Below are 19,591 nucleotides of genomic sequence, written 5' to 3'. Positions count from 1 at the left end.
CTTCAGACCGCGCGCCATGGGCATGGTTCAATTTAACCAGGCCGCCGTGAGCGTGGCGGCGTTTTGCATTATGCTGGCGCAACCGTTGCCCCCAACACCGCTTGATGCCGAAAGATGACCATGCCCGTCCAACGTCCGCTCCAGCTTGCCATAGCCTATGGCGCCACCTTGTGCGTGTTCCTGGCCATCGACGCCCTGTGGCTGGCGGTGCTGATGAAGCCCGTGTACGCCGCGGCGCTGGGGCCGCTGCTGGCGGAGTCCCCCCGCTGGGCGCCGGCCGTGCTGTTTTACCTGCTGTACGTGGCGGGGCTGCTGGTCTTTGCCATTTTGCCTGGCTTGCGTGCGCGCCGCGGGCGCACGGCGGCGGCGCTGGGCGCGCTGCTCGGACTGCTTGCCTACGGCACCTATGATTTGAGCAACTATGCGACCTTGCGCGACTGGCCGCTGGCCTTGACGGCGATCGACATGGTCTGGGGCAGCGTCTTGTCGGCCGTGTCGGCAACGGCCGGCTACCTGGCCGCTAGCCGCCTGGGACGGTGAACGCCGCCTCGAAGCGCAGCGCCACCATGGTAATGTTGTCGCTATGCAAACCTGTTGGCGGATCGGAGAGGAAATCGTCGAACAGGGCGCTGACGGCCTGTGCCGCAGTCTTGCCGGCACACAAGGCGGGCCAGCGGGCCGTCAGGGCCAGCGGCTCCTCGCACGCCCAAAAGCCGTCGCTGGCCAGCAGATAGTGGGCGCCGGGGCGCACGCGCAGCACGCGGCGGTCGCCCAGGTGCGCGAGGAAAGGCGGCAGGGTGGCCGCGTCGAGGCCGATCAAGGGCTTGTCGAGTTGCAAGCTGTCGCTGATGGCGTTGCCCAAAATAAATGCCTGCGAGATCTGCGGATGGTGCTCGCCATGCACGGCGGCACGCCAGCGCGACTCGTCGAGCGCCCCGCGCATGGCGTACACGGTGGCCGGCACGTGGTCGACGGTGAGGATACTGGCAACCCCGTCGGCAATTTCATACAGGCGCGAATCGCCCACGTGATACAGCAGCGGCGCCTCGCCGGGCGGCACTTCGAGCAAGGTCAGGGTGGTGCCGGGCGGACGCGCCTGGGCTGGCGCGGTCCTGGCGAAGGTGTCCTGCAAGCGCGTGTGCAATCCGTCGAGCCTGGCTGCCAGGCTGGCCGTGTCGAGACAGGCGGGCATGGCCAGCAAGCCTTGCACGGCCGCTTCCGCCGCTTCGCGCCCAAGGCCGTGGCCACCCATGCCGTCGAGCACGGCGGCGCGCACATGGCCGCGCGGCCAGCCCGGCACCTGGCAGTGGAATGGCGCCTGCCGCGACAGGCAGACGGCGTGGCCGCTGGCATCGATCAGCAGGAAGTTGTCCTGGTTTTCGCGGCGCGGCAGGGGACCGGCGCCCACGCTGCTGCCGGCGGCGGCGTCGAGCCAGGGGCCGAAGTCGAGCTCGTCTTTAATTAAATGCATCGGTTGGTGCGGTCCAGGCGGCCAGCAATGTTGATCATAGGACACAGCTTAGCCGATATTGTGCGGGGGTGATACCTTGCATATTCATAAAAAAAACCTGCGGCAGCAGGCTGGCGCAGGTTTTGCATGGTGCGGGTGCAGGGCGGTGCTTAACGGCGATGGCCCCAGCCGTGACCGTGGCCACGGTCGTAGTAGTCGCGGCGGCCATGGTCGCGGTAATAGCCGCGGCCCGGTTGCACGTAGACGACGGCCGGCGGGCCGTAGTAGCGCGGTGGCGGCGCGTAATACACTGGCTGCGGGGCAGGGGAGTAGTACACGGGCTGCGGCGCCGGCGCGTAATAGGTTTCGCGGTAGCCGCCGCGATAGCCGCCACGGTCGTAATAGCGGTCATTCGTGCTGATGCTGTTGCCGACGGCTGCGCCCAGCACGCCACCGACGATCGCGCCATTGCGCCCGCCGGTGCTGTTGCCAATGGCCGCTCCGACAACGGCGCCTGCAACGGTATTGAAGTCGCGGTCACCGGCGACTGCGGCCGAAGACACAGCCACTGCCGCTACCATTACCGCACCCAGGAGTTTCTTGTTCAACATGGCATTTCCTTCCATTCCGGCGAGATCACAATGATCTGCATGAAGTGGACTATATCTGCTGCCGCACGCTTGTTCCACGTCTAATACAACTTATTACAATCGCGCCCCGGCCGTAACAACTCAGCGCTGGCGCGCCTGCCATTCGGGGCGCAGCAGGCTGTACATTTTGACATCGCGCATCACGCCATTGATAAAGAAGGCCTGGCGCAGCAAGCCTTCCTGGGTAAAGCCGTTCTTTTGCGCGATGCGCTCGGAACCGATGTTCAGCGGGTCCATCAGCAGCTCCAGGCGGTGATACGGATAGGCGTTGAACAGGTAGTCGACCACCAGGCGCGTCGCTTCGCTGATGTAGCCGCGCCCGTCCCGCTGCCGGTCGAACAGGCGGTAGCCGATCTCGCGCGAGGCTGGCGTGCGGCTCTTGAAGTGCGTGATCGTGCCGATGATGTGCTGTGATTGGTCTTCGATGAGGAACAGTTCGCTGTCCTCCGTCACAAATCCCGTTTGCAGGAAGTCGCGCCGCATGGCCTCGGGCGACTTGAACTGCATCGAGAAAAACTCGCCGCGCGACGGCAGGTCGTTGACGAGGGCGATATAGGTATTCAGGTCGGCGGCCTGCAAATGCCGGACGGTACAGAGTGTTCCCTTGAGCATGGCGGTTTCCGGTAGCGATCACGATCTCGATGGTAATCGACTCCGGGGGGACAGGCAATCGATCCCGTAAAAGTTGCTGCAATGACAGAATAAATACGCTATCGTAGAAAAAGTCGCGCCTTGCCCCTGGCCACGGCGTACCCGCTTCGACCTCGTTGACTGGATTTGAACACATGCACAGCATCCTGACTGGCGCGCCACTGCGCCGTTCCGTTTTATCCATCGCCCTTGGCTGCATCGTCAGCGCCGGGGCCATTGCCGCAGCGCCAGGCAATACGCCGCAAGCGCTGGCGCAGGTGCGCGACACGGCGCTGCAAAGCGACTGGGCCTACGCCCGCCTGGCCGACATGACGGATCTGATCGGCCCGCGCCTGTCCGGTTCCGCCGGCGCCGCCGCCGCCGTGCAGCAGGTGGCCGAGACCATGCGCCAGCTGGGCGCCACCGTCACCTTGCAGCCCGTGAAAGTGCCGCACTGGGTGCGCGGCGTGGAAACGGCGGAAATCGTCGATTACGCGGGCCGTCCGCAGGGTGTCAGCCAGCGCGTGGTGCTCACGGCCCTCGGCGGCTCCGGTGCCACTGCCGCTGCCGGCCTGACGGCGCCCGTGATCATCGTCAAGAGCCTGGAAGAACTCAAGGCCCGCGCGGCGCAAGTGAAGGGCGCCATCGTGCTGATCGACACGCCGTTCGACCAGGAGATGGCCGAACGTGGCCTGGCCGGCGTCACCTATGGCCAGGGTTCGCGCTCGCGCTTCCTGGGACCGAAGGCGGCGGCCGACCTGGGCGCGGCCGCCGCGCTGGTGCGCTCGGTCGGCGGTGCCGATTTCCGCATCCCGCATGCGGGTGCCACGGGCCTGGACGAGAATAAACGCATCCCGGCCGCCGCCGTCACGGTGGAAGACGCCTTGCTGATGGGCCGCCTGGCCGCACGCGGTCCGATAAAAATGCACCTGACCCTGACGCCGCAAAACCTGCCGGAAGCGGACAGCTACAACGTCATCGCCGACTGGCCGGGCACGGACAAGGCCGACGAAGTGGTGGTGGTGTCGGGCCACCTCGATTCCTGGGACCTGGCGACGGGCGCGCACGACGACGGCGCCGGCGTGGTGGCGGCCATGGGCGTGGTGGAAACCCTGAAAAAGCTCGACTACCGCCCACGCCGCACCATCCGCGTGATCGCCTGGATGAACGAGGAAAATGGCGGGCGGGGCGGCCAGGCCTATTTCGAGGCCCACAAGCAGGCGCTCGGCAAACAATACGCGGCCATCGAGATGGACAGCGGCGCCGGCCGCCCGTTCGGCATCCTCGCCAGCGTGGGGCCGAAGTCGGAAAAACTCTTCGCGCCCCTGCGCGCGGCCCTGCTGCCGATGGGCGCGCATGCCTTCACGCGCCGCGACGCGCTGGGCACGGGCGACTTGCATCGCCTGGAAACGGGCGGCGTGCCCAGTTTCGAGCCGCTGGTCGACAGCCACAGTTACTTCCACTACCACCACACGCCGGCCGACACCCTGGACAAGGTCGACCCGGATAACCTCAAGCGCAACGTGGCGCTGATGTCGTCGCTGGCCTGGTTCCTGGCCAATATCGACGGCGAGATCGGGCGCGCGCCGGAGCAGGGCGAGTAAGCGCCTATGTCGCTACCCGACCTGAACCTGTTGATCACCCTCGATGCGCTGCTGGCCGAAGGCAGCGTCACGCGCGCGGCGCGGCGCTTGCGTTTGAGTCCATCGGCCATGAGCCGCGCTCTGGCGCGCCTGCGCGAGACGACCGGCGATCCGCTGCTGGTGCGTGCCGGCCGTGAACTGGTGCCCACGCCGCGCGCGCTGGAGCTGCGTGCAACAGTTGGGTCCCTGTTAGGCGAGGTGCTGGGCGTGCTGGGGCCGGCGCAGCAGCTCGATCCGCGCCAGCTGGAGCAGACTTTCACGCTGCGTGCGAGCGACGGCTTCGTGGAAAATTTCGGTCCGGCGCTGCTCGCGCATATCGGCGCGCAAGCGCCTGGCGTGCGCCTGCGCTTCGTGCAAAAGGTCGACCGTGAAAGCGTGCAGCTGCGCGAGGGCAGCATCGACCTGGAAACGGGCGTGATCGGCAGTCTCACCAGCCCGGAAGTGCGCACGCGCAGGCTGTTCGGCGACCGTTTCGTGGGCGTGGTGCGCAGCGGCCATCCGCTGGCGCAAGGCGAGATCAGCGCCGAGCGCTATGCGGCCGGCCGGCATGTGCTGGTGGCGCGGCGCGACCAGGATACGGGGCCGATGGACGACGCGCTGGCCGCGCTGGGACTGCAGCGCACGATCGCCAGCATCGTCGGCGGCTTTACGGCGGCGCTGGCGCTGGCCGCCGGCTCCGACCTGATCGCCACCGTGCCGGAAAGGCATACGGGCAATCTGCGCGCCGGCATGTTCAGCTTTGCGCTGCCCCTGCGCATGCCGGACCTGACGGTGTCGCTGATGTGGCATCCGCGCATGGATGCCGACCCCGCCCACCGCTGGCTGCGCGGCTGCGTGGTCGACGCCTGCGCCGGCCAGATCAACGCCGGCTGATGCCGCCGATACCGGCTTCCCGGCGCGGCAGGTCAGGGCCAGCAGCAGCCGGATAGGATGGCGCCGCAGGCCAGCAGCAACAGCGGTAGTCGTAGCGAAACCGGCAAGAACGCGATTGCGCGGGCGCGCATCATGCGGGGTCTCCAACTTTGCTGAGGGCGCGGCCGAGCGCGAAAATGGCCAGCGCGGCGAGCGCCAGCGCGCTGGCGACGGCAAAGGTGGCGTGCATGCCGCCGATCATGGCCACTGGCCGGGCGCTGGCGATATCGCTGGCGCCGGCAGCGAAGACGGCGCCCATCACGGAGGCGCCCGTAACGAGGCCCAGATTGCGCGACAGATTGAGCATGCCGGAGATGACGCCGCGCTGCTCGGCAGCGATATCGACCATCACGGCCGTATTGTTGGCTGCCTGGAACAGCGCATAGCTGGCCGTCAGCAGCATGATCGGGACGACGTAGCCGACAATGCCCAGGCTGGCGGGCAGCAGGGCCAGCGCCAGGCAGGCGAAGGCCGCGCCGCACAGGCCCGCGCCGCCCATGCGCTGCGCGCCGTAGCGGTCCACCAGCCAGCCGGACGGCACGCCGCAGAACGCCGCCACCAGCGGCCCGGCCGCCAGCACCATGCCGGTGACGGCCGTGCCGAGGCTCAGGCCGCGCGCCAGGTAGAAGGGGCCGACCACCAGGGTGGACATCATCACCGTCGAGACCAGCATGCTGGTCGCCAGGCCGGCGCTGAGCACGGGCGCGCGCAGCATGGCCAGGCGTATCAGCGGCGCCGGCGCCTTCAGTTCGACGCGGACGAACAGGATGGCGCCGACGCAGGCGGCCAGCAGCAGCGCCACGTTGCGCACGCTGAAATGGCCGCGGCCCACGGTCATCGCCAGCGCATAGGCGGCCAGGGTCAGGGCCAGCAGCACGGTGCCGCGGTGGTCGAAGACGGGGCGTCTGGCGTTGGCGCCGCGCTGGTCCGCCGGCAGGAAGCGCCAGGCCAGCAGCAACGCCACGCCGGCCAGCGGCACGTTGACGAGGAAAATGGCTTGCCAGCCGAAGTGCGCGATCAGCAGGCCGCCCAGCGCGGGACCAAGCGTGGTGCCGACGGCGGACATGGTGCCGAGCAGGCCCATGGCGCTGCCCGTCTGCGCCTTGGGCACGATGCTGCCGACAAAGGCCATGGTCAGCGCCATCATGACGGACGCACCCAGGCCCTGCAGGGCGCGCGCGGCGACCAGCAGCCACAAGGTGGGCGCCAGGGCGCACAGGATGGAAGCGACGGCAAACAAGGCGATGCCGGCCAGCAGCAGGCGGCGCCGGCCGACCATGTCGCCAAGGCGGCCCACGCTGACGATCAGCGCGGTGATGGCCAGCAGATAGGCCAGCACGATCCATTGCACATCCTGGAACGGCGCGTGCAGGGCCCTGGCCATGTCGGGCAAGCCCACGTTGGCGATACTGGTGCCCAGCGCGGGCAGCAGCATCGCCAGGGACAGGCTGGCAAGCGCGCCGCGCACGGGGCGCATGGCGCTACCGGCTTCGGTGGCTTGCTGGTCGGGTGGAGCGGGTTTTGAAGGTGCTTGCATGGCGTGGTGGATCCTCGAATAGGGTCACCACATGGTACTGAGGTATTTGATATGGCGGAAGACGCATCATTTGCATTGTGTTATTGCGTTTGACGCCATGTGAGGAGCGTTGCGGACTTCAATCTGAGTAACCCTGCATATCGTCCGCCGCGTCGTGGCGGATGCCCCCCACGGCAAATACGCATGGTTTTCGCCGCGGGCGCGGAACCACGGCTTGCCGTGGGCTATGGGGCGGACCTTGTCCGGCGGCGACACCAGCACGCCCGTGACGCTGGCGGGATCGCTGGTGCCGGCCACCAGCACGGGCTTGCCGACGTGGTTCGCATGGGCGATGGCCAGGGCGACATTGGTCAGCGCCGTGCCGGCGCCCATTTCACCCAGCAGTGCCGGTGTATTGAAAGTCTGCGGCAAGAAGTCGAAGCCTGGCACTTCCAGGGTCAGCGCCTGCGCCAGCTGGCCCAGACGGTCGGACGAGGTGGGCAGGGTACTGTTGGCGTCGTGGATGACGTAGCCGATATCGGTCTCCGTCTTGCCGGCATGGCGCGCCGCGTCGGCAAATAGCGCCTGCCAGGCCTGCACGGCGCGCGGCGGCTGGTCCTTGCCCAGTTCAAAATCGGCCACATTTTTCGTGGCCGGATAACCTATCCACGCCAGCGCCGCCCGCTCCGTTTTGTAGTCGGGGCCGGCCAGCACCAGCAGCACCAGGTTTTCATTGATCTGCATGGTTTTCGGCCGGCTCGGCGCATCCCAGTTCATGACCCATACGGTTTGCTGCGGATGCGCTTCCAGGTAGGCCAGCGCCGCTTGCAGGGAGATGAAGCCTGCATTGTTGCCGCCCAGCGTGATGCGCACGTCGGGTGGGGTGGCGCGGGTCCAGAGGGTGGGGAAGTGGGTGTTGCCGATGTCGAAGTTGCTGATAATTTCATCTTTTATTGTCTGATGAACTTCTGGCGGATCGAATTTCCCTTCAGGCAGGGCATACTCCACGCGGATGCCGGCCAGTTCGCGCCAGTTCTGTTTTTGATCCTTGGGGTAGACGTGGTAGAAGTAGGTGGGGCTGGAAAAATAGATATCGTGGAAATTGCTCATCAGTTCTTGTAAATACTTATGGTGGTAACCCTTGAACGTTTCCCTGCCATTGATATCGTGGGCAATGGGGGCGACGGCCTGCAAGGTGCTGAAGCCCCTGGGATCCGTCCTGACCATATCGTCATTTTCGTTGGGCTTGGCCAATCCCAACGTCCATAGCAGTTGCCACTCGGTCGGATAGTCGAGCCGCTGCAGCGGATTGAGCCACTGCAGGCCCACCACTTGTGCCCGGAAGGGAAGGTGGGCCGTGCTTGCTGGGGGATCGTCTTCTTTCTGCGCAGGCTGCACGGCGCAGGCCGTCAATAGCGCAAATAGGGAGAAAGCGGCGAGCATGGGCAGTGCAAGGAACTGTTTCATGAGTTCTCCAGGTGAATGGATAGTCTGGTGACCGGCATAGCTTGGCCAGTTGAGCCAGAGCGCAAGGCAAATGACAATGAGAGATGCGGCGAGCGCCCAAGCCAGTCGCTGGCGCGGCGTGGCAATGAACTTACGCACCGTCAGTCCTCAGCGCAAAGTTGGTGGAAATGTCGGCAGGCCTGGCATTTTGGCGCTCGTCAACGATGCTTTCTGGCTTTTTGGCGGGGCTATCTTTATCATTTACCCATTCAAATAGAGGTACTCCTTTAAATTTCCCCTTGTTGTAGTACTCGAAAAATTCTTTGTTTTTGTCGGTATTCTCCAGTCCTCTTAGTATTTGCCAATCCGCCGCGACCCTTAATTCGCGCAACGCCTCCTGCCTGATCGTGCACACGCCCACCGCCACGTCATACGCCAGTGCCTTCTGCGCATGCTCGGGATTGGTCATGATGGTCGAGTGATCGGTGGCGTGGGTGTCGATGTTGGCAGCCAGGTAGTTCTGAATTTCCTGCTTGCGCCAGGCATTGAATTCCTTGCTAGCCTCCTCCGGCTTGTCCACCGCCGTCACAGGCTTGCCTTTTTCGACCCAGCCGTCGCGCCTGGCCTGCATGCGCAGCATGCCATTCTGTTCGTAGCGCAGCGCCGCCTCGGCTTGCGCATCGCCCTTGCCCTGGGAACGGTACGGCGCGTATGCGTCATCGGCTTCGGCGGCGCGGTCCTTGTGCAGGGAGTTGGCCGGGGCATCGCACTCTTCGTCAAATTGTTCGCTGGTGTCGGCAAAGCGTGTCGAGCGTGGCAGGAATGCCTCGGGCAGCCTGGGTGCCTTCATCGGCAGCCGCCAGGATTTGGGCGGCAGGGCGTTGATGCGCGTGCCGGTAGTCTTGGCGAGAATGATGACGATGGGCGCGAACAAAAAGGTCAGTATCTTGCGCCCGATGCCTTTGCTGGCCCGCATGCCCTTTTTGATCGAGTACTCGGCGACCAGTGAACGCGGGTGCCAGATATCGTAATCCGTTTCATTTTCCTGGCCGACAAGGTGGTTTTGCGCAAACACGCGCTGCGTGAAGACGCCGTCGCCGCCCGTATCGGCAATTTCCTGCGCCGACATGACGCGCCAGCCTGTGCCTTGCACGGGGGTGGCGGAAATCACCTGGTCGTGCGGATTGAAATACAAGGTGACCCTGCCATAGGTAGAGTCCTGCAAGCGCCCGGCGGCCGGGCCGGGGATTGCCAGGTCCTCATCGCGGCGTTTCAGGCGGGCATTCAGCCCGGCGCACACGCCTTGCTCGGCCTGCTCATACCATTCACCGTCGGAATTGACGCCGTGCACGAAGATGATGATGCCGGGACGCGGCAAGCGCGTGACGGCCTTGAGCAGCGCATGGCTGAACAAGGTCGTGCCTTCGGCTTCGGCGAGCAGGATGCAATTGCTATCGAGCGTAGGGTCGGGCGACATGCGGGCGCTCCGTCAGCGTCAAGCAGGCAAAGGCGGCGCCAAAGTGAACTCAGGCAATCTGCACTGTATGTGGATTGCCTGAGTTGGAACTTGCGTGGTGTCAAGAAAGGAGGTGCGAGGGGCGGGGATTGCCGGAGGAGTCAGATCGCGTTCAGCGGTATTTTGAGGTAGCGCACGCCGTTGTCTTCCGGCTCGGGCAGCTTGCCTGCATTGATGTTGACCTGGATGGCGGGCAGGATCAGGGTCGGCATGTCGAGAGTGGCGTCGCGGCTGGTGCGCATGGCCACGAATTGTTCTTCCGTGATGCCGTCGCGCAAGTGGATGTTGCTGGCCCGTTGTTCGGCCACCGTCACTTCCCAGCGCGCCTCGCGGCCATTGGGCGGGTAGTCGTGGCACATGAACAGCCGTGTTTGCGGCGGCAGCGACAGCAATCGTTGCGCGGAGCGGTACAACAGGGAGGCCGAGCCGCCGGGGAAATCGCAGCGGGCCGAGCCCACGTCCGGCATGAACAGGGTGTCGCCGACGAAGACGGCGTCGCCGATCTGGTACGCCAGGTCGGCCGGCGTGTGGCCGGGCACGTGCAGGGCGCGTACTTCCAGCTTGCCGATATGGAAAACCTGGTCGGGCGCGAACAGCTGGTCGAACTGCGAGCCGTCGGCCCTGGCGCCGTCCTGGTGGTAGACGGCCGCGAACGCCTGCTGCACCGTCTGGATGGCGGCGCCGATGGCCACGTCGCCGCCCAGCTGCTGCTGCAGGTAGGGCGCGGCGGACAAGTGGTCGGCATGCGCATGGGTTTCCAGCAGCCAGCGGCACTGCAAGCCGTGCTCGCGCACGAAAGCGATCACCTTGTCGGCCGAGGCGGTCGAGGTGCGGCCCGCCTTGGGGTCGTAGTCGAGCACGGAATCGATGATGGCGCAGTCGCGGCCATCGGCCTCGTAGACAACATAGGTGACGGTGGCGGTGGCGGGGTCGAAGAAAGCTTGGATTTGTGGAGTCATCACGGCGGCAAGGGACGGGCAAGGAAAAGGCATTATATCGTCAGAGTTCGCTAAAAAAATGCTGCAAATTGACATTTAACATGCGAAAAACAGATAAGCATCCGTCACAGTCGTGCGCACCCTGACGCTTGCAGCATGGTAACCTCATTCTTCCAAGGAGGAATTCATGAACGATATCACTGCACGCAGCGAACAGTACCGCGGTTTTACGATTTCCGTGACCCCGCAAAAGGACAACGACGATTTATGGGATTTTACCTACCGCCTGCAGCGCGAAGGTGAACCCGAGGCGCAGGCGATCACGCGCAGCCGCACCCTGGGCGGCTATGCGGCGCCCGAGACGGCTTGCACGGCTGGCCTGGAAGTGGCCAGGACGGAAGTGGATAATCTGTTGCGCCCTTGAGCGAGCGTAAATCGTTTAGCCCGAAAGTGCGCCTGACTACCACTGGCGCGTGAAACACGTCGCTGCCAGTCGCGCTTCATGCTACGATTTCCACTATTGAGTCAGTCACGAAGGAGGCACCCCATGGATAGCAGTTCTAAAATTCACTATAAAGGCTGGGAAATCGTTCCCCTGGCCGTGCCCACCACCGACGGCAAATGGTCGGCCAGTTGCGATATCGAACGCGCCACCGTGGAAGGCCTGGAAGTATTCGAAGGCTCGACCATGCAATTCGTGCGCGACGACGAGGAGGGCGCCATTGCCGCCGCCTGCGAAGAAGCCGTGCGCCAGATCGACAACATCATCGCCAATCCGCTGGTTAGGCTGGCCTAGTTTTAGCTCGTAATATCACTCTCAGCCGGCGTCCGCCGGCTTTTTTTTCATCCGCGCTGTTTTCCTGCTTGTTGCATGTTTCATTCAATGTTTCAAAATGAATTGATTGAAACAAATGTGAAACGTTGTTGATGCCAAACGTGACATCGCTGTTGCGCGGCGTGACAACCACGCTGCGCGGCCCCCACAGCCGTTTGCCCGCTTTTTCACTCTGCGACAGATGCTGTTCCCCTCGCTAGAAACGCCCTGGCACGGCATTTGCAATACCCATGCTCATAGCCACTCCGTGAAACATTCGGGACCATCCGAAACCCATAAGGTGAACACATGACTCAATACTCCGCAGGTGCCGCATTCCGCAAGGCCGTCCAGGAAGAATCCCCGTTGCAAGTCGTCGGCGCCATCAACGCCAACCACGCCTTGCTGGCCAAGCGCGCCGGTTACAAGGCCATCTACCTGTCCGGCGGCGGCGTCGCGGCCGGCTCACTGGGCTTGCCCGACCTGGGCATTTCCAGCCTGGACGACGTGCTGACCGACATCCGCCGCATCACCGACGTGTGCGACCTGCCGCTGCTGGTCGACGCCGACACGGGTTTCGGTTCATCCGCCTTCAACGTGGCGCGCACCGTGAAATCGATGATCAAGTTCGGCGCGGCTGGCCTGCATATCGAAGACCAGGTGGGCGCCAAGCGCTGCGGCCACCGTCCTGGCAAGGAAATCGTGAGCAAGGAAGAAATGGTCGACCGCATCAAGGCGGCCGTCGATGCGCGCACGGACCCGAACTTCGTCATCATGGCGCGCACCGATGCGCTGGCCGTCGATGGCCTGGAAGCGGCACTGGAACGCGCCGTCGCCTGCGTGGAAGCGGGCGCCGACATGATCTTCCCGGAAGCCATCACGGACCTGGACATGTACGCCACCTTCGCCAAGGCCGTCAACGTGCCGATTTTGGCCAACATCACGGAATTCGGTTCCACGCCGCTGTTCACCTTGGACGAATTGCGCAGCGCGCACGTGGGCCTGGCGCTGTATCCGCTGTCCGCTTTCCGCGCCATGAACAAGGCGGCGGAAAACGTGTATCAGGCGCTGCGCCGCGACGGCACGCAAAAGAATGTCGTCGACACCATGCAGACGCGCATGGAGCTGTATGAATCGATCAATTATCATGACTTCGAACAAAAGCTCGACGCGCTGTTCGCCGCGCAAAAGAAATAAGCAGAAATAAGCAAGAAGCAGGGGGCGCATGCCGGCCCCGCAGTGATGCAACCGAGACTAGTCAATTTTTGGAGAAATCAATGAACGCACCGCAAGCCGCCACTTTCAAGCCTAAAAAATCCGTCGCCCTGTCCGGCGTCACCGCCGGCAACACGGCGCTGTGCTCGGTCGGCAAGACCGGCAACGATTTGCATTACCGCGGCTATGACATCCTGGACGTGGCCGACAGCTGCGAGTTCGAGGAAATCGCCTACCTGCTGGTGCACGGCAAGCTGCCGACGTCCGCGGAACTGAAAGGCTACAAGGCCAAACTGAAATCCTTGCGCGGCTTGCCGTCGGCCGTGAAACTGGCGCTGGAAGCGCTGCCGGCCGCCGCCCACCCGATGGACGTGATGCGCACGGGCGTGTCCGTGCTGGGCTGCACCCTGCCGGAAAAAGACGACCATAACGCGCCGGGCGCGCGCGACATCGCCGACCGCCTGATGGCGTCGTTCGGCTCCATGCTGCTGTACTGGTACCACTACAGTCATAACGGCAAGCGCATTGAAGTGGAAACGGACGACGACTCGATCGGCGGCCACTTCCTGCACCTGCTGCATGGCGAAAAACCGTCGGCATCGTGGGAAAAAGCCATGCACACGTCCTTGATCCTGTACGCGGAACACGAATTCAATGCCTCGACCTTCACCAGCCGCGTGATCGCGGGCACGGGGTCGGACATCCACTCGGCCATCACGGGCGCCATCGGCGCGCTGCGCGGTCCGAAACACGGCGGCGCGAATGAAGTGGCGCTGGAGATTCAGAAACGCTACGACAACCCGGACGAAGCGGAAGCCGATATCCGCGAGCGCGTCGCCAACAAGGAAGTGGTGATCGGCTTCGGCCACCCCGTCTACACGATTTCCGATCCGCGCAACGTCGTCATCAAGGAAGTGGCCCGTTCGCTGTCGCAAGAAGCCGGCTCCACGAAAATGTTCGACATCGCCGAGCGCCTGGAATCGGTCATGTGGGAAATCAAGAACATGTTCCCGAACCTGGACTGGTTCTCGGCCGTGTCGTACCACATGATGGGCGTGCCGACGGCGATGTTCACACCGCTGTTTGTCATCTCGCGCACCTCGGGCTGGGCTGCCCACATCATCGAGCAGCGCATCGACAACAAGATCATCCGCCCGAGCGCCAACTACGTGGGCCCGGAAGATCTGGAATTCGTGCCGATCAAGGACCGCAAATAATGAGTACTGCATTGACTACCCCGATGAATACCCTGCACCGCAAGCCCTTGCCGGGCACCCAGCTAGACTACTTCGACACGCGCGCCGCCGTCGATGCGATCCAGCCAGGCGCCTACGCCACCTTGCCCTACACCTCGCGCGTGCTGGCCGAAAACCTCGTGCGCCGCTGCGACCCGGCGACCCTTAACGCTTCGCTGAGCCAGTTCATTGAACGCCGGCGCGACCTCGACTTTCCATGGTTCCCCGCGCGCGTCGTCTGCCATGACATCCTGGGCCAGACGGCCTTGGTCGACCTGGCCGGCTTGCGCGACGCCATCGCGGCCCAGGGCGGCGACCCGGCCCTGGTCAATCCCGTGGTGCCCACGCAGCTGGTAGTGGACCATTCGCTGGCCGTCGAATGCGGCGGTTTCGATCCCGACGCCTTCGCCAAGAACCGCGCCATCGAAGACCGCCGCAACGAAGACCGTTTCGACTTCATCGACTGGACCAAGAAAGCGTTTAAAAACGTCGACGTGATCCCGCCGGGCAATGGCATCCTGCACCAGATTAACCTCGAGCGCATGTCACCCGTGATCCAGGTGCAGGATGGCGTGGCCTATCCCGACACCCTGGTGGGCACGGATTCGCATACGCCGATGGTCGACGCGCTGGGCGTGATCGCCATCGGCGTGGGCGGCCTGGAAGCGGAAAGCGTGATGCTGGGCCGCGCCTCGTGGATGCGTTTGCCCGACATCATCGGCGTCAAGCTGACGGGCAAACCGCAGCCGGGCATCACGGCCACCGATACCGTGCTGGCGCTGACGGAGTTTTTGCGCAAGCAGAAGGTCGTCTCGTCCTACCTGGAATTTTTTGGCGAAGGCGCGTCGCACCTGACCCTGGGCGACCGCGCCACGATTTCCAACATGGCGCCGGAATTCGGCGCCACGGCCGCCATGTTCTACATCGACGCGCAAACCATCAAATATCTGAAACTGACGGGCCGCGACGACGAACTGGTGAAACTGGTGGAGCTGTACGCCAAAGAGACGGGTCTGTGGGCCGACAGCCTGGTCGACGCGCAGTATGAGCGCGTATTGACGTTTGACCTGTCGTCCGTCGTGCGCAATATCGCCGGACCATCGAATCCGCACAACCGCGTGCCGACCTCGGAACTGGCCGCGCGCGGGATTTCCGGCGTGGTGGAAAACGAGCCGGGCAAGATGCCGGACGGCGCCGTCATCATCGCGGCCATTACCAGCTGCACCAATACGAACAACCCGCGCAACATGATCGCCGCCGGCCTGATCGCGCGCAATGCGAACCGCCTCGGTTTGACCCGCAAACCATGGGTGAAATCGTCGCTGGCGCCCGGCTCGAAAACCGTGGAACTGTACCTGCAGGAAGCGGGCCTGATGCCGGAACTTGAAACACTGGGCTTCGGCGTCGTGGCTTTCGCCTGCACCTCGTGCAACGGCATGTCGGGCGCGCTCGACCCCGTGATCCAGGATGAAGTGGTGTCGCGCGACCTGTACGCCACGGCCGTTTTGTCGGGCAACCGCAACTTCGACGGCCGCATCCACCCGTACGCGAAACAGGCTTTCCTCGCCTCGCCGCCGCTGGTGGTGGCCTACGCGATCGCCGGCACCATCCGCTTCGATATTGAAAAGGATGTGCTGGGCATAGCCCCGGACGGCAAGGCTATCCAGTTGAAGGATATCTGGCCGTCGGACGAGGAAATCGACGCCATCGTCGCCTCCAGCGTCAAGCCGGAGCAGTTCCGCAAGGTGTACATTCCGATGTTTGCCGCGCAGGCGGACGATGGCATCAAGGTCAGCCCCCTGTACGACTGGCGTTCGCAGACGACGTATATCCGCCGTCCGCCGTACTGGGAAGGCGCGCTGGCTGGCGCGCGGCCATTGAAGGGCATGCGTCCGCTGGCCGTTTTGGGCGACAACATCACCACCGACCATCTGTCGCCATCGAACGCCATCATGCTCGATAGCGCGGCCGGCGAATACCTGGCGAAAATGGGTTTACCGGAAGAAGACTTCAATTCCTACGCCACGCACCGGGGCGACCATCTGACGGCGCAGCGCGCCACGTTCGCCAATCCGACCCTGAAAAACGAGATGGTCATCGAGGACGGCAAAGTCAAGGCGGGTTCGCTCACGCGCATCGAGCCGGAAGGCACGATCTCGCGCATGTGGGAAGCCATCGAGGTGTACATGGAGCGCAAGCAGCCATTGATCATCATCGCCGGCGCCGACTATGGCCAGGGTTCCTCGCGCGACTGGGCCGCCAAGGGCGTGCGCCTGGCCGGCGTGGAAGCCATCGTGGCCGAAGGCTTCGAACGCATCCACCGCACCAACCTGGTGGGCATGGGCGTCTTGCCGCTGGAGTTCCTGCCTGGCGTGAACCGCAAGACCCTGGGCCTGGATGGCAGCGAAACCTATGACGTCGTCGGCGAGCGCACGCCGCGCTCCACTTTGACCCTCGTCATCCACCGCAAGAACGGTGAAACGGTGCAAGTGCCCGTCACCTGCCGCCTCGATACGGCGGAAGAGGTGTCGATCTATGAGGCCGGCGGTGTCTTGCAGCGGTTCGCGCAGGATTTCCTGGAGTCGTCGAAGGCAGCCTGACGGGTACGTAAACCAAGGGTCAGACCCGCCGGGTCTGACCCCAGCTTTGTGTTGCGGGGAGGCTGTCGTCCTCGCAGCGCAGCCAAAGAACTTCTGCGGAAATATACAATGACCCACACCCCCCAAATCAAAATCCCCGCCACCTACATGCGCGGCGGCACCAGCAAGGGCGTGTTCTTCCGCCTGCAGGATTTGCCCGCCAGCGCGCAGGTGCCGGGCGCCGCGCGCGATGCGCTGCTGCTGCGCGTGATCGGCAGCCCTGACCCGTACGGCAAGCAGATCGATGGGATGGGCGGCGCCACGTCGAGCACCAGCAAGACGGTGATCCTGGCGAAAAGCAGCAAGCTTGACCACGACGTCGACTACCTGTTCGGCCAGGTCTCCATCGACAAGCCGTTTGTCGACTGGAGCGGCAATTGCGGCAACCTGTCGGCCGCCGTTGGCTCGTTCGCCATCGCCAGTGGGCTGGTAGAGCCAGTGCGCGTGCCGGCAAACGGTATCGCCACGGTGCGCATCTGGCAAGCCAATATCGGCAAAACCATCATCGCCCACGTCCCCATGACCAACGGCGAAGTACAGGAAACGGGCGACTTCGAACTCGATGGCGTGACCTTCCCGGCCGCCGAAGTAAAGCTGGAATTTCTCGATCCGGCCGCGGACGAAGAGGGCGGCGACGGTAGCACCTCTGCCATGTTCCCTACCGGCAATCTGGTGGATGACCTCGACGTGCCCGGCATCGGCGTGTTGAAAGTCACCATGATCAACGCCGGCATCCCGACGATTTTTGTCGACGCGGACGCCATCGGCTACACGGGCACGGAATTGCAGGACGCCATCAATGGCGATCCGGCCGCACTGGCCCGCTTCGAGACCATCCGCGCGCATGGCGCCCTGCGCATGGGTTTGATTTCCCACCTCGATGAAGCGGCGAAGCGCCAGCACACGCCGAAAGTGGCGTTTGTCGCCCGGCCGGCCGGCTATGTGTCATCCAGCGGGAAAAACGTGGCAGCGGGCGATATCGACCTGCTGGTGCGCGCGCTGTCCATGGGCAAGCTGCATCACGCCATGATGGGCACGGCCGCTGTCGCCATCGGTACGGCGGCGGCCATCCCCGGCACCCTGGTCAATCTGGCAGCGGGCGGCGGTCCCCGCAACTCGGTGCGCTTCGGCCACCCGTCCGGCACCCTGATGGTGGGCGCGGAAGCGGCGCTGGCCGATGGCGTCTGGAGCGTCACCAAGGCCATCATGAGCCGCAGCGCGCGCGTGCTGATGGAAGGCGTGGTGCGCATACCCGGCGACGCGTTTTAAAGCCAAACAGGCGAATGCGCATGCAGATCAGTTGATATTTCTGCTAGCAAAGAAACTGAGCGACAAGGAAAATGGGGGAGCGTCAGCCGCGATGCACGTGAGCGTAGTGCAGGCGCTGGCGCACTCCCATGCTTTCTGACTGGTGAACAGATGCTATTTAACTCCTACGTCTTCCTGTTTGCATATCTGCCCGTCACGCTGGCCGGTTTTTTCATCCTGGGACGACGCAGCCGCTTATGGGCCGCCGCCTGGCTGGCCGGCGCCTCGCTGTTTTTCTATGGCTGGTGGGACTACCGCTACCTGCCGCTGCTGCTCGGCTCCATCGTCTTCAATTACGGCTGCGCCACCGTGCTTGGGCCGGGACGCATCCGCCACCGCAAGGGCCTGTTGATCGCGGCCATCGCCGCCAACCTGGGCCTGCTCGCCTATTACAAATATGCGGGTTTCTTCGTTGCCAGCCTGGCGCAATTGCTGGCGCAACCCATGCCCATCCTGCACGTGGTGCTGCCGATCGGGATTTCGTTTTTTACGTTTACCCAGATCGCCTTCCTGGTCGATACCTACCAGGGCAAGGCGCAGGAAAGCCGTTTTGTCCACTATCTGCTGTTCGTCACGTATTTCCCGCACCTGATCGCCGGTCCTGTGCTGCACCACAAGGAGATGATGCCGCAGTTTGCGGACCGGCGCATCTTCCGCCTTTCGGGCAGGAATGTGGCCATCGGCTCGACGATTTTCATCATCGGGCTGGCCAAGAAAGTACTGGTGGCCGATAACATCGGCCCGTACGCGGCGCCCTTATTCAGCGATCCGGCCGCGCCATCGCTGCTGGCCGCCTGGGGCGGGGTATTGGCGTACGCGTTTCAGCTGTACTTCGATTTCTCCGGCTATTCCGACATGGCCATCGGCTTGTCGCGATTATTTGGCGTGCGCCTGCCCTTGAACTTCGACTCGCCCTACAAAGCGCGCAATATCGCGCAATTCTGGCGCCGCTGGCACATGACCCTGTCGCGCTTCCTGCGCGATTACCTGTACATCCCGCTTGGCGGCAAGCGCTGCGGGCCCGTGCGCCGCTACCTGAACCTGATGATCACCATGGTGCTGGGCGGCCTGTGGCATGGCGCCGGGTGGAATTTCATCGTCTGGGGCGCGCTGCATGGCGCTTACCTGGGTGTCCACAAGGCCTGGAGCGAGGTGGCGCGGCGCCTGCATCTGCCGCTCGATAGCCGGGCGTGGAAGATCGTCGCCACCTTCATCACCTTTGCCGCCGTCTGCGTTGCCTGGGTCTTTTTCCGCGCACCGGACATGGCGACGTCATGGGCTATCCTGCAGGGCATGGCGGGTGGCAACGGCATTGCCATACCCGACGCGCTGGCCAGCCGCGTGCCTGCGCTGCAGCGCTTGCTGGAAACGGCGGGCGTGACGTTTTACCTGGGCGAAGGCTTCCAGTTCGTCAAAACCTGGACGTGGATAGGCATTGCGGCGCTGCTCGCCTTCGCCTTTCCGAACACGCAGCAGATCATGCGCCGCTGTACCCCGGCGCTGAATTTTCAGCGTGCCAGCACGGCAGGAACGGCAGGTCCCGACATGGCGCGCCTGCTGACGTGGCGTGCTTCGCCGGCGTGGGCGGCGGCCATCGCGCTGCTGGCGCTGGCGAGCATCCTGGCGCTGAACCAGCCCGCCGATTTTCTGTATTTCCAGTTTTGACGGGGAGCGCTGAA

The 19,591-nt window shown here is 63.9% G+C and carries 17 protein-coding genes; 10 read left to right on the top strand and 7 right to left on the bottom strand.

From position 1 onward, the window contains the following. The first annotated feature begins 114 nt into the window (after positions 1-114). Entirely contained in the window at positions 115-540 is a 426-nt protein-coding gene (locus KO539_RS00155) for a DUF2177 family protein (RefSeq protein WP_225241721.1), read from the top strand. Here KO539_RS00155 and KO539_RS00150 read toward each other — a convergent pair. From KO539_RS00150 to KO539_RS00140, 3 genes are all read right to left on the bottom strand, one after another. Next, the gene (locus tag KO539_RS00150; RefSeq protein ID WP_219306846.1) at positions 521-1,471 is read right to left on the bottom strand and encodes a PP2C family serine/threonine-protein phosphatase; all 951 of its coding nucleotides are present in this window, start codon (positions 1,469-1,471) and stop codon (positions 521-523) included. The genes KO539_RS00155 and KO539_RS00150 overlap by 20 nt on opposite strands. A gap of 149 nt (positions 1,472-1,620) precedes the next feature. Next, positions 1,621-2,061 carry a glycine zipper 2TM domain-containing protein gene (locus tag KO539_RS00145; RefSeq protein WP_219306845.1) on the bottom strand — a complete coding sequence of 147 codons (441 nt, stop codon included), beginning with the start codon at positions 2,059-2,061 and terminating at the stop codon, positions 1,621-1,623. 120 nt (positions 2,062-2,181) lie between these two features. Further along, entirely contained in the window at positions 2,182-2,712 is a 531-nt protein-coding gene (locus KO539_RS00140; RefSeq protein ID WP_099400634.1) for a GNAT family N-acetyltransferase, read from the bottom strand. 173 nt (positions 2,713-2,885) lie between these two features. Between KO539_RS00140 and KO539_RS00135 the strand changes: the two genes are divergently transcribed. Both KO539_RS00135 and KO539_RS00130 read left to right on the top strand, forming a co-directional pair. Continuing rightward, a complete protein-coding gene (locus tag KO539_RS00135; protein WP_219306844.1) occupies positions 2,886-4,334 on the top strand; it encodes a M20/M25/M40 family metallo-hydrolase in 1,449 nt (482 codons plus the stop codon). A gap of 6 nt (positions 4,335-4,340) precedes the next feature. Further along, entirely contained in the window at positions 4,341-5,246 is a 906-nt protein-coding gene (locus KO539_RS00130) for a LysR family transcriptional regulator (protein ID WP_219306843.1), read from the top strand. A 130-nt stretch (positions 5,247-5,376) separates the two neighbouring features. Here KO539_RS00130 and KO539_RS00125 read toward each other — a convergent pair whose 3' ends face one another. The 4 genes from KO539_RS00125 to KO539_RS00110 all read right to left on the bottom strand — a co-directional run bounded on the left by KO539_RS00125 (position 5,377) and on the right by KO539_RS00110 (position 10,722). Next, entirely contained in the window at positions 5,377-6,822 is a 1,446-nt protein-coding gene (locus KO539_RS00125; RefSeq protein ID WP_219306842.1) for an MFS transporter, read from the bottom strand. A gap of 66 nt (positions 6,823-6,888) precedes the next feature. After that, positions 6,889-8,268 carry a virulence factor gene (locus tag KO539_RS00120; protein ID WP_307788982.1) on the bottom strand — a complete coding sequence of 460 codons (1,380 nt, stop codon included), beginning with the start codon at positions 8,266-8,268 and terminating at the stop codon, positions 6,889-6,891. 130 nt (positions 8,269-8,398) lie between these two features. Next, positions 8,399-9,724, bottom strand: coding sequence for a DUF3274 domain-containing protein (locus KO539_RS00115; protein WP_219306841.1), 1,326 nt, complete (start codon positions 9,722-9,724; stop codon positions 8,399-8,401). A gap of 140 nt (positions 9,725-9,864) precedes the next feature. After that, positions 9,865-10,722 carry an MBL fold metallo-hydrolase gene (locus KO539_RS00110; RefSeq protein ID WP_035819909.1) on the bottom strand — a complete coding sequence of 286 codons (858 nt, stop codon included), beginning with the start codon at positions 10,720-10,722 and terminating at the stop codon, positions 9,865-9,867. Between the two features lie 166 nt (positions 10,723-10,888). Between KO539_RS00110 and KO539_RS00105 the strand changes: the two genes are divergently transcribed. The 7 genes from KO539_RS00105 to KO539_RS00075 all read left to right on the top strand — a co-directional run bounded on the left by KO539_RS00105 (position 10,889) and on the right by KO539_RS00075 (position 19,577). Continuing rightward, a complete protein-coding gene (locus tag KO539_RS00105) occupies positions 10,889-11,125 on the top strand; it encodes a hypothetical protein (RefSeq protein WP_070257673.1) in 237 nt (78 codons plus the stop codon). 123 nt (positions 11,126-11,248) lie between these two features. After that, complete coding sequence (locus KO539_RS00100) at positions 11,249-11,497, top strand: hypothetical protein (protein WP_035819905.1); 249 nt, start codon at positions 11,249-11,251, stop codon at positions 11,495-11,497. Between the two features lie 327 nt (positions 11,498-11,824). Then, positions 11,825-12,712: a methylisocitrate lyase gene (gene prpB, locus KO539_RS00095; RefSeq protein ID WP_034783951.1), complete on the top strand. Its 888-nt coding sequence runs from the start codon at positions 11,825-11,827 to the stop codon at positions 12,710-12,712. Between the two features lie 80 nt (positions 12,713-12,792). Continuing rightward, positions 12,793-13,947 (top strand): 2-methylcitrate synthase, encoded by a 1,155-nt coding sequence (prpC, locus tag KO539_RS00090; protein ID WP_035819899.1) that lies wholly within the window; start codon positions 12,793-12,795, stop codon positions 13,945-13,947. A gap of 23 nt (positions 13,948-13,970) precedes the next feature. Next, entirely contained in the window at positions 13,971-16,565 is a 2,595-nt protein-coding gene (acnD, locus tag KO539_RS00085; protein WP_219308509.1) for a Fe/S-dependent 2-methylisocitrate dehydratase AcnD, read from the top strand. Between the two features lie 108 nt (positions 16,566-16,673). Next, complete coding sequence (prpF, locus tag KO539_RS00080; protein WP_219306840.1) at positions 16,674-17,873, top strand: 2-methylaconitate cis-trans isomerase PrpF; 1,200 nt, start codon at positions 16,674-16,676, stop codon at positions 17,871-17,873. Between the two features lie 150 nt (positions 17,874-18,023). Continuing rightward, positions 18,024-19,577, top strand: coding sequence for an MBOAT family protein (locus tag KO539_RS00075; protein WP_219306839.1), 1,554 nt, complete (start codon positions 18,024-18,026; stop codon positions 19,575-19,577). The last annotated feature ends 14 nt before the right edge of the window (positions 19,578-19,591 follow it).

The sequence above is a fragment of the Janthinobacterium sp. NKUCC06_STL genome (assembly GCF_019345455.1).
Classification (GTDB): Bacteria; Pseudomonadota; Gammaproteobacteria; order Burkholderiales; family Burkholderiaceae_D; genus Janthinobacterium; species Janthinobacterium rivuli.
The sequence above is the reverse complement of the archived record's forward strand: the minus strand, read 5'-3'. Positions and strand labels throughout refer to the sequence as shown.